Below are 11,175 nucleotides of genomic sequence, written 5' to 3'. Positions count from 1 at the left end.
TTTTGATAGTATGCATATTGCTTATCAGAAAAATATTGATAGCATTAAACAGGATGCTGATTTTGGTTTTGACTTTGTTAATTCTTCTGTCAGTTAATTCATGCTTGTCAGATTAAGTCTAGACTATTACAGTTAAAATGATACCATCCTGAGCTACTTTTGCTTCTAATGCCTTTAACCTCTTTTTAAAATTTTCAAGATCGTTTCTTTGCCACACTGATCTTATTCCACTTGCAGAGATGAGAATTCCTCTCTTTTTCAGTTCGTTTGCTGCTCTTTCTTGTCCGTATGCTGGAAACTCTATTGCTATTTCAACTACTGCTTTTTCTATATCCTCCGACACTCTATTTGCATACAATGGCTTGCTTTTGCTTATCTCGTGTAAAGCCTCTTCTCCTCCTGTTTCATACAGTTCTTTGAAGCGGTAAATGTATCCCTTGAATATCCCATTACTTTACACGCCTGTGATACATTTCCTAATTGCTTTGCAAGTTCTAGCAATCCCAACTTTGGTTTTAGTATTTTTTCTTGTGTTGTATTCATATCTGACACTCCTTTAAAACTTGTCTATATTTTTATCTTACTTTGTTTGCTTGTCAGATCAAGTCTAAACTATTACAATTTTAATATATCAAGTATTTTATTGTAATTGTGATCCAAACCAGATTCCATACCCGTAACCCCATTTTGTATTTTAATATAAACTTTAGTCTAGTAAATTATCGTTGCCAAGCCAATCTTTTTCTCCAAACCTTACCACTGCACAACAGGAAATTTCTTGAGAGCCAAGTATGATATTTTCATTCTAATAATTAATTAGAAAACATTTTTATTTACGAAAAAATAGACCTTGCTGTAACTAAAGAAATGTCTATTTTAGTGCTACAAAAATTTGAATTATTGACTCTTCCTAAGATTGCAAAAAAGATCGTATATTTGTGAGAACACGTTGTGCAAAAATAGGGTTGTAAAAAAAGAAGCTTGAAGTCTTTGCAACGAAGTTAGGTAAATTAGTTCATATCTAAATATGGATGAAATGGGCTAATATAGCTAGTTTTAGCGCATAGTAAAATCATTATATTAAAAAGTTCGTATGTATCATTTGGTAGACCAATGCATTCAAAAACGAAAGATTCTCACGCTTGCTGGTTTTTAGTGCTAGAAATGATTGTATCATTTAAATTTTGTTAGCACTATATACTGCTCAATTAATGGCTGCCTATTTAGTAGTGCCCTTCTACTTTATTCAACTTGCCCACGTGCCTTATTAAATATTGACGTAAGTACAGAAAAAACTTGGTATTCACCTTAACTTCTCTAAACTTACTTACAATCTCTTGACTTGGCACGTACGTTTTTTAACACTTCCTTACTTATTACCTCTACCTATCGTTCTTACCCTTGCTACAGCCAGAAACACTACTAGTTTCAGGATATTCTAAATTAGACTGCGGGATACTAAAATTACCAGAACCACCAGGTGGTGATATTTCTCTTTCTGCACTAGTGGGAATCGAATTATGAACGTTACTCTTGTGGCATTTCCTCAACACAGGTGGTGACACATTTGGACTTCTAGCCCTTTTCTTTGACAAAGTAGTACCATTGTGAACTGAATTTTGAGCAACATCACTAGTACTTGAAGGTAAATTCTCATTAACAGCACAAGCATGTTTAGCTAAGAAATGAATAGAGTTATTTAATGGATTACCGTTATTTATTCGTATATTACCAGTATTTGTACTTGTACCTGCTAGGATCTCTGAAGCACCATCTCCAGGAGAAGAAGAATAGATTGAGCAATCATTATCAGTGGAAGGAGCACTCTTCTTAGTTAATCCAATTGGCAAAGAACCTAGATTAGGTGAACTTGTACGACCAGTCAACTTCATGTTCACGATTGAATCATTTGACAATTCATCGATTGAATCATGAGAGAAATAACTCAATGAATTACGAGATGAATTACGAGATGAATTACGAGATGAATTATGAGATGAATCATGAGAGAAATAACTCAATGAATTACGAGATGAATTACGAGATGAATTATGAGATGAATTACGAGACCTATCGTATTCCTGACAAAAAAGGACATGAATTTTGCAAGAATTATTTATTCGAATTCCGTGATCTTTATCAATATTTCCGTTATTAAATAGGTAAACTTTTACAGTACTTTTCCAACGACAACTAGGAAGAGCTTTCAATGCACCCTCACCGCTAATAGAGTTATTAGATAAATCAATCTCTTTAATTCTCATAAAACTAATACTACTTAACTTTTCTAAACTTTCATCATTAATATTAGTATTTTTTAATATAAGAATATCAAGTTGTTCCATGGTTGCAGTGCCAAAGGCGTCAATATCATTTGTGGAGAGAGTATTTCCTGATAAGTTAAGGTGAACAATTCCTCTACAGTCAATCTTACCATATAAGAAGTATTGTGCAAAACTTCCACCAGGCATACACGTGTCTACACACGCAAACTTCGAATTTGAAGAAAAAGTTATTGCTTGACCATTATCTAACGACCCAGAATTTTCATAAGGTTCCACGTCAGCTGGAGTCTTAGCAACGGCTTTAATATTAAGAACTTCAAAGCTAGACCTGAATAAACTTCCTATACATTCGGGAGGGACATGAGGTGCAATACCGAGGGAAAGTACTCTAGGCTTTTGCAAATTTTTACTAGCAAAAGCTAATACACCTGAACAACCAACGTGGTTACCATCTAAAGTCAAATTATCGAGCCTTGGCCACGCTGCATGAGCTAAACTTACTGCACCCGCACTACCAATGTCATTAGAATTTAAACCAACTAAGGCAAGTAATGGAAAACTATTTTCTGCCAAATATTTCACACCTTTATCACCAATACCAGCACTACTTAAATAAAGCTTTTGAAGCCTCGGGTATTTATGAGAAGCTATGAGTTTTGCACCCATAGGACCAATAGAGTTCTCAGATAAATTAAGGTATTGAAGGGATCGAAAAGCAAGAGTTTTTAAAATTTCCCAACCTTTATGATCAAATCTGTTATTGTTCATACGAAGTAAAGAAAGCTTTTCAAAAAAAACAGCTTCGAGCAAAGATTGTAAACCACTATTACCAATATTATTATCTCCTAAATTAAGTTCCATAGAGTCCGGAAACGAACAATTCTTTAAAGCTACTGCACAGTCATCATTAAGACCATTATTAGTTAAATCTAATTTCGCAAGATTACTGACATCTCTCTCAGACAAAGCAGAAAGATCATCTACATTCACGGAGTTCTTTTCTAAATCAAGCTGAACAACTCCATAAAAATCAACGTTACCAGACAAGAAATACTTCTTGAATTTTCCCCCAAGCATGAGCATATCTTTTAAAATAAGCTTTGAACCAATAGGAAAAGTTACATCTTCAGATGAAGGAGGAAGAGTATTCTGCTGAGTAAAAGTATCCGAAGTAGAATTTTGACGACAGTATGATGCATTAATATATGAGAGACCACGCCTAAATAAATATGATACGCCAGCATAAGTTACGTCGCTGTATTTTATACTAATTGTAGTAAATGAGGGCGGAAGATTTTCAGCCAAAAACCTTACACCTTTATCACCGATTTTACATTCAAATAAAACAATCTCCACAAGAGAACCAAGGTTTTTATCAGTGAATAACTTCAAACAATTTACATCAAGAACAGAGGATGCTAATCCAAACGCTGTTATATTTTCTGCAAGGGGAACATCAGAGGGAAAAGTTTTACAAGATAATTGAATCCACTCTGATAACTTTGCATAGTTATCCATACTACTGGCAAAAAACTGATATTTTACGGTTGTTTTTTTTTTAATAAAAGTTACCGGTACGTTTACATAAGAGTAACACTTCTCCGATTGGCTTGCATTTCTTACTTGAAGATGGAGACCTGTTTCTGTTTGTGGTGTTTGAGAAGCTTCCCCCGAACCATCATTAGCTTGGCATTGACTAACGACAATACGAGGTATAATAGTAGCATTTTTTAAATGATGATCAAGGTTGATTGAGTCTAATCCACTAGTATTTATCGCACTTAAAGGATTACTTAGATTATGAGAGCGATCATTTCCCCATTGCACTCTAGAATCATTATCGGGTGATCTACCTCTAGATCCAGGAACTATAGTCCTGAATTGAGTGTTATTTTTTTCTAGAATAGAACTAGTAAAGGTGACGGTTAACCTTTCAGTGACGACTTCACTTAAAGAATCAACATCTCCCTGTATTTCTCTAATTTTATCACTATCAAAGGATAAGCTTAGTGAGAGAAGACTTTTGAAATAGGATTTAATCAAATCTTTTATGAATGAAAAAGAAACACGAGTATTTGTTAAATCAATAAAAATAAGCCTTTTGAGATCAAGGACATTCACTAAAGTTTTCAAAAGATCATCATTAATTCTGGAATTTGCTAAAACAAGGGAGGTGACGTTTCTAATATTACCTTGAGTTATACTATTTCCGATCTCACAAATTCTGATACCACTCAAATCAAGAAAGGTAAGAGCCTTAAAACCTTGGGATTCAATACACTTATTGAATCCCAACAGAGTGAGTGAATTATTACCTAATGCGAGATGGTTCACATTCTTAATCCAGTCACTACTACCTAATATAGCTAAATCTTTATCAGTAATTGAACATTTATTTAAGTGAAGATGCTTAAGTTTCCCAATCAGAGAACAGGCTAAAGCTTCCATAACTTTACCTTGAATGCTGTTACCACTTAGATCAAGAAAATCAAGGTTTTCTAAATTATTTGCCTGAAATAAACTTTCTATGGTATCAGCAGTAATAAGAAATGAAAAAGCCAAGTTAAGATAGGTAATATTTTTGTAATCAATATTGAGTAGAGCAGGGACAATTGAACCTCTTTTACCTTTTGAGTTATGGCTAAGATTAATATGGACAAGAGACTTGAGATTATTGTTATGTAAAGAATTTACATCTGAAAATTCAATCACATTATTGCTTAAATCGAGGTTAGTAAGTTTTGTAAGATATTGGCTCCGAGCTAAAAGTTTCAGACCTTTATTATCAATCTTGTTATCACTTAAGTAAAGATGAGTAAGTTTTTTGATATGATCGCTACTGATTAAAACAACCAGATCTTGACTACTCATGTTGTTTTTGCTCAGATCAAGACAAGTGAGTTGTTTGATACAACCTGTATCAATTAGAGTTTTGAGGCTTCCTTGCTTACTCAAACTACCTGCTAAATAGAGACTGGAAAGATTTTCAAGAGAACGGAGAGAATTATAAATTTTATCACCTGAGAGATTGATATCACTCATATCAAGGGAAGTCAATCTTGAAGTACATTTAAATGCAAGTAATTTTGCTAACGCATCCACAGCAATATCTGAGTTACCTCTTATGTTTATAGAATGAATACTCTTCCATTTTCTAAGAGAGGAACGAAGTTCACAAAAATCGTCACTAGAGATACCTATCCTTTCATCTTCTTTTCTTACTAGGTTAATTGACTTAAGCCAATGTATACCAAGAATAGAGAAAATAGCACCAAGATCACTATCAGAATCAGCAGGATCATGACCGATCATCACCCCCGGACTTAAAGAAAGAACATGTACCGTTCTACCAACTTCATCGCTTTCCAAGAACTCTTGCAATTTTGTAGGATCGAGTTGTTGTACCCCTGTCAAATCAAGATGATCTCCTACAACGTAGAGGGAAAAATCCATAAAAACCTAAAAAGACTACATACCATAATATGTAAAGGACAAGCCAAACAAAGTAAAGGTGAATTTACAAATCAGAAGTCTGACTTAATCTAGAAAAGGTACAGGAAAAGTTAAAAAATTTCTATTACGTAGTTAACAGTGGAAAGACGTTGTTGTTTTTTATAAAAAATTTCCATGTATTCGGATATATCATTTCCCCTTTATCGTTCCGAATTTGGGAGAAAAACCCTGGACTTGAAGTCCATCCTTTCAAAAATATAATTTGAAAGGTGAAAAATTTAGAGGAATGTGAAATGTTATAAAAATAGCAGTCATGCGGCATACAATTGTATTTATCATATAGTATGGATTGCTCAATACAGATACCTAGTTCTTGTTGGAGACATAGGGCTAAAAGCAAGAGAGGTAATTCAAGCAGTATGTAGAAGTAACTAAGTAGAGAGGTAAAGTAACATCAAGACATGCCCACATATATGTTCCAGTACCACTATATTTGAGTATCAGCAAATTAGTACAACTGATAAAAGGAAGGTGCTCGAGAAAAATACAGTAGAGTTTTCGAGAATTAAAGAAAAATATTGGGTGGTGGGAATCATTTATTGGCAGTTGGTTATTTTGTCAGGACTAACGGAATGTGACTGATCAAATGATAAAGGACTACATCATAAGAATCACCCTAAAAGGGAAGACAATTTTGGTAAGTCGAAAATGAGCATTTCACGTTCTCTCATTCTATGGACTTCAATACATAGTGGTTGAATTTGTGATAGTTTTGAAAGAATTACATTGTAGAGGTTTCATGTAAGAGCATGTCTTTAAACTATATAGGAAGGAGTTAAGAAGTGTGGTATAAGATAACATTAGAATAATAATTAATGCAATTTGCTATGTGATGAAAACAGAGTGTCAATGGAGACAATTACCCAAGGATTTTCTGCCATGGAAGGTCGTGTATAGCTGCAATTCGCACTTAAAAAAAGTGGAACATGGCAAGAAATTCACAATTTCCTAGTTAAAAAAGTAAGAAAATAATTGATAAGAAAGAAACTACATCAGTAGGACTAATTGACAGTAAATCAGTAAAAACTACTCAAAAAGGGGATCCAGAGGGTATGATTCTGGCAAAAGAATAAAGGGCAGGAAACGCCATATTATTGTAGATACTGCAGGTCTTGTAATTACTGCTGAAGTACACAGCGCAAGCATTCAAGATCGTGATATTGCTCTAAATCTTTTTGCTGAAGCTAAGCACAAATCTCCAACTCTACGTAAGTTTTTTGCTAATCAAGAATATATGGGTAAGTTACAAAACCGCTGTTTATCGGAAACTGGATGTTTGTTAACGATTGCCAAGAAAGTAGTTAATACAGGATTTCAAGTTATTCCTAAGCGTTGGATTGTTGAAAGAACTTTTGCCTAGCTCTCCAATTTTAGACACATGAGCAAAGATTACGAGCATTCTCCTCTTACCTCAAAAACAATATTTCTTTAATATGATCACTATTATTCTTCACAAATTAGCCTATTCTTGAGTTTAAAGACATGCTCTAAGGCATTGTTAATAAAAATAATTGTTGAAATGCTTTCAAAATAGTCTACCATAAAAGGGATTTAGTTGATTCTCTGGTTGTTATATGAAAAACAATGTTGATTTACCTTATTCCCCTCCTGCAACCTTTATTGAGCAGCTTTTCCTGTTCAGCAAAAGTGTTAGTTCCTTAAGTAACTTTCTGGGCGCGCGTGGAACTGAGTCGGCACGTTCATCGTTTATTGAAAAGTTGATGGAATATCGTAGTTTTGATAAACGTCTTGCTCGAAGAAGTCTTATAGAACTGCAAAGTGCCTCACGAAGCCTTTTTATTTTCTCCTTAGATCTTTATAAATTGTTTGTTCCTGAGGCATCTGGTTTGACATTTCTGCACGATGTTGATGGGGTAAGGGTGGAAAATTTCGTTAGTTTTGTCAGACATTTTTCGTCCTTGATCATAAGTCTTCGTCGGGATATAGTTCATCTGGAACTTCAAAAGAAGTTTTTACAAAGCTCTTTGAGTTCCAGAGCAAGACTGTGTTGCCAACTCGGGGAAGCTGAAAGAGCTATCAAGTCTTTTCTAGAGGTTGTTGGGTCAGATGTACCTCCTCGTGAAGATATGGAAAGTTTGAGAAGTAGTGAGCGTTCTCGAAGTGGTGGTGAAACTTTACTGCCTCGTTCCTCCTCACTTGTTGGAGCGAGTTTGTCGCTTCCTTCACAAACCCCTGTCCCTAGTGGAATCGTGGTAACGTTTTCTACGAGTTCCAAATCTCCAGCTAAGAGGGTGGTAGATTTATCTGAGGTTACGGAAAGTGTACTTTGCAGTAGTTATTTAGCATCACCTAAAGTGCCGCTTTCTTCCAGACCTGAGTTTATGGGCAGTGTGCCTCAAAGTGGTGATGAGGGTCTAAAAAGTCAGGAAACATCTTTAATGGGAAGTGAAAGTCACTCTCGAACAAGTAGGGAAAGTTTGAGAAGTAGTGAGCGTTCTCGAGGAGAGAGTAGAAGTCACTTTCGAACAAGTATGGAAAGTTTGAGAAGTAGTGAGCGTTCTCGAGGAGAGAGTAGAAGTCGCTCTCGAACAAGTAGGGAAAGTTTGAGAAGTAGTGAGCGTTCTCGAGGAGAGAGTAGAAGTCACTTTCGAACAAGTATGGAAAGTTTGAGAAGTAGTGAGCGTTCTCGAGGAGAGAGTAGAAGTCGCTCTCGAACAAGTAGGGAAAGTTTGAGAAGTAGTGAGCGTTCTCGAGGAGAGAGTAGAAGTCACTTTCGAACAAGTATGGAAAGTTTGAGAGGTAGTGTGTCTTGTCAAGATTATGGTCAAGCAAGTTATCTTAGTTATTATATATCCGATAATTCTCCTTTTCCACCTCAGCGTTTCGCCTACGGCCCTCCTTTTCCACCTCAACGTTTCGCCTACGGCCCTCCTTTTCCACCTCAACGTTTCGCCTACGGCCCTCCTTTTCCACCTCAACGTTTCGCCTACGGCCCTCCTTTTCCTCGCTTGCGTAGTCTCCCTAACATTGGTGGCTTCCCTTCCCATGTGCGTTCGAGTTTGTCTTCTCAACATGTCAGTGATGCAGCTTCTTCTGCTAGTAGTGTGAGCGGTCTTCGGTCCACTGACAATCCGGTTTCTCTCCCTTCCGATGTGCCTTCTGGCAGGTTAGAGTGTGTTCAAGCTTCTCAGGAAGCTAAGGATATTATGCGTTGAACTACTTTATGGTTGGTGCGGTTTTGGAGTCGGTGAGTTGGCTGAGTTTCTGCGTGTAAGTGTGAAAATACCGTTGTCTCAATTGGTAAGGTACTGGAAAAGTTTTGTTAGCAAATTCATTGTTTTTCAGAAAAGCTTTGGTAATATCAGATTTCACCATGTTGGTTCTTTGGTAACTTCGTGTTTCAGTTCTGTTTAAGGGCATGCACTTGATAGAATTAATGTTGGGGTAAAATTATGGTAGTGAGTACAGAATCTGATGTACCGCAGAGTATACTCTATACATAATTCTTTTCCATATCTTAATCTTATCAACCAATAAAAATTACCTTTCGACTTTCTAGTCCATAAAGAGCAAGGATGGTTTTTGTGAGTAAGTTCATATGAACTTCTATATTTTGGTTTGTGATACTGATAAAAGGATTTGGCGTTTCTAATGCGATTGAAAAAACACTACTAAGTAATTGAGCAGCTTCTAATGGCATTTTCACTATATGCTTATCGCATAACATTTGTGCTGCAATTGCTGGGTCTTTACCTAGTACAAAGATGTTCATCTAGGTGTCAAAAGATAAAATCAGATTAAGTCTTTGACTTCGTTAACTGTAAGACCAGTAGTTTGAGCTATGATATCAATAGAAACTCCTGCTTTAAGTAGATTCTTTGCAACTTCAATTTCCCTCTCTTTTCTGCCTTTTTCATGTCCGATGAGGATGCCTTTTGCAGTAGCATCATCAAGTTTTGAGCAAGGACAGCCTGTTCATCACGAATACGCTTGATCTCTTGTTCATAGGCAATAAATTCTTTTTCTGACCAGTTGAACCTATTGAGTTCTTCATATGCTCTTTTAATTATTAGATCACTTCCTATTATTCTCTCTAGCTCTTCTTCACTAGTTTCGTCTGCATATCTAAAGAAGTAGACCCATTTTTCAACTATACTTGAAAGCTGATCTTCTTTGGTTTTTGGAAATTTAGGCAACTCAATAAATATAAAGTAAAAATCTTTTAGATCATGCTCATTAGTATTTTCATCGCGAATAGTGTGCTTTGACTTATACTCAGACTTATCAGGAAATAAAATACAATCTGCTATAGCAATAAAGATAATTTCCTTAAGGTTATGGTACTGATCACCTTTATCAGCTTGTCTTGAATAAGCTTTAGCTGCGTAGTATTGTGCCCGTTTTTCGAAGCCTTTAGTTTTAGCGACCTGCATCTCAATTATGCATTGCACCCCCGTGGAATCCCTACATAATACATCAACAATGCTTTGCTTTTTAGAGGCAATATCAGGGTCTTGAATAGTACTTAAAACTCTATATCCTGTATTGTATTTTTGCCAGTGAAATCCAGAATATCATTGAGGAAATGAATGAGGATATCTTTATTCTTCTCAGTACCAAAGATACGGCGAAATGCAACATCATTCTTCGGATCGAGAAACTTCGAAAGAGCCATGAGAAAGTAAGATAAAAAGCATTAATAATTATACACAATTCTGAAGAAATATTCAACAATTAAACGTAATGTTAACCTGTATAATATTTATGACAAACATCTCGATAAGGTATCAGATAGCACACAAAGTAAGGAACTGGAGGTTAAAGAGAGGTTATACTCAAAAAGATTTAGCGGGAAAAATCGGTACAACATATCAGGTAATACTGCAATATGAAAAAGGAACACGCAGAATTTCGATTGAAAAGTTGTATGCTATAGCAGAGATATTGTCGATTGGTATTGTAGACCTAATTCCTGTATCAAATGAAAAAATCTGTTTTGAAGATGAGGGAGAGGAAATATTAAATCTAGTAAGAAAATATAAAAAGATTAACGATAAAGAGCTACGTAAAATGTTTTGTTTACTAACCAAATTTGCTCAAGTTAGTGAAAAAAGTAGTAAAAAAGCAGAGAAAATAAAGATTGCAAAAGGTTTGGTAAAAGCAGGAGTTTCTGTTGATATTGTTGCAAAAACAATTGGTCTCTCTGCTGATGAATGCGTTGAAGAAAAAGGAGGTTCTATTTACTGCAAAATAGGAAAGAAGATAAAAGAATGGAAGAGAGTATACTCAAAAAGATTTAGCAGAGAAAATGAGGTGACGAACTATGAACAAGGGCGTGTAGCTATTCCACTGGAAAAATTATATGTAACAGCAGAAACATTATCGATTAGCATTACAGATCTGCTCATAGAAGAAG

At 35.5% G+C, this 11,175-nt stretch carries 7 protein-coding genes and 3 pseudogenes; 5 read left to right on the top strand and 5 right to left on the bottom strand.

The annotated features are described in order from the left end of the window. Positions 1-130 precede the first annotated feature (130 nt). Positions 131-543: pseudogene (locus OUY_RS05645) on the bottom strand (helix-turn-helix domain-containing protein); the annotation flags it as partial. Between the two features lie 839 nt (positions 544-1,382). Further along, positions 1,383-5,738 carry a leucine-rich repeat domain-containing protein gene (locus tag OUY_RS05640; protein ID WP_139686919.1) on the bottom strand — a complete coding sequence of 1,452 codons (4,356 nt, stop codon included), beginning with the start codon at positions 5,736-5,738 and terminating at the stop codon, positions 1,383-1,385. 288 nt (positions 5,739-6,026) lie between these two features. Here OUY_RS05640 and tnpA point away from each other — a divergent pair. The 4 genes and pseudogenes from tnpA (at position 6,027) to OUY_RS05620 (ending at position 8,974) form a co-directional block, all read left to right on the top strand. Continuing rightward, positions 6,027-6,497: pseudogene (gene tnpA, locus OUY_RS05635) on the top strand (IS200/IS605 family transposase). A 100-nt stretch (positions 6,498-6,597) separates the two neighbouring features. Then, positions 6,598-6,750: a transposase gene (locus OUY_RS06830; protein ID WP_410543261.1), complete on the top strand. Its 153-nt coding sequence runs from the start codon at positions 6,598-6,600 to the stop codon at positions 6,748-6,750. 63 nt (positions 6,751-6,813) lie between these two features. Then, positions 6,814-7,158 (top strand): transposase, encoded by a 345-nt coding sequence (locus OUY_RS06825; protein ID WP_139686920.1) that lies wholly within the window; start codon positions 6,814-6,816, stop codon positions 7,156-7,158. A gap of 214 nt (positions 7,159-7,372) precedes the next feature. Further along, a complete protein-coding gene (locus OUY_RS05620; protein ID WP_139686917.1) occupies positions 7,373-8,974 on the top strand; it encodes a hypothetical protein in 1,602 nt (533 codons plus the stop codon). Positions 8,975-9,285: 311 nt separating this feature from the next. On the opposite strand, the gene OUY_RS05615 is transcribed toward OUY_RS05620, so the two are convergent. From OUY_RS05615 to OUY_RS06700, 3 genes are all read right to left on the bottom strand, one after another. After that, positions 9,286-9,531, bottom strand: coding sequence for a pyrimidine dimer DNA glycosylase/endonuclease V (locus tag OUY_RS05615; RefSeq protein ID WP_246038764.1), 246 nt, complete (start codon positions 9,529-9,531; stop codon positions 9,286-9,288). A gap of 67 nt (positions 9,532-9,598) precedes the next feature. Continuing rightward, positions 9,599-10,243 (bottom strand): Rpn family recombination-promoting nuclease/putative transposase, encoded by a 645-nt coding sequence (locus tag OUY_RS05610; protein ID WP_281277892.1) that lies wholly within the window; start codon positions 10,241-10,243, stop codon positions 9,599-9,601. Positions 10,244-10,284: 41 nt separating this feature from the next. Next, positions 10,285-10,434, bottom strand: a complete 150-nt coding sequence (locus tag OUY_RS06700) for a PD-(D/E)XK nuclease family transposase (RefSeq protein ID WP_281277891.1) — start codon at positions 10,432-10,434, stop codon at positions 10,285-10,287. Between the two features lie 89 nt (positions 10,435-10,523). Between OUY_RS06700 and wmk the strand changes: the two are divergent. Further along, a pseudogene (gene wmk, locus OUY_RS05605) lies at positions 10,524-11,175 on the top strand (WO male-killing family protein Wmk); the annotation flags it as partial.

Source organism: Wolbachia endosymbiont of Leptopilina clavipes (assembly GCF_006334525.1).
GTDB lineage: Bacteria > Pseudomonadota > Alphaproteobacteria > Rickettsiales > Anaplasmataceae > Wolbachia.
The sequence above is the reverse complement of the archived record's forward strand: the minus strand, read 5'-3'. Positions and strand labels throughout refer to the sequence as shown.

What these genes read in the sequence shown, in the direction of transcription:
- OUY_RS05640 (WP_139686919.1), bottom strand. Translation starts at nt 5,738, where the DNA reads ATGGATTTTTCCCTCTACGTTGTAGGAGATCATCTTGATTTGACAGGG.
- OUY_RS05620 (WP_139686917.1), top strand. Translation starts at nt 7,373, where the DNA reads ATGAAAAACAATGTTGATTTACCTTATTCCCCTCCTGCAACCTTTATT.
- OUY_RS05615 (WP_246038764.1), bottom strand. Translation starts at nt 9,531, where the DNA reads ATGAACATCTTTGTACTAGGTAAAGACCCAGCAATTGCAGCACAAATG.
- OUY_RS06700 (WP_281277891.1), bottom strand. Translation starts at nt 10,434, where the DNA reads ATGGCTCTTTCGAAGTTTCTCGATCCGAAGAATGATGTTGCATTTCGC.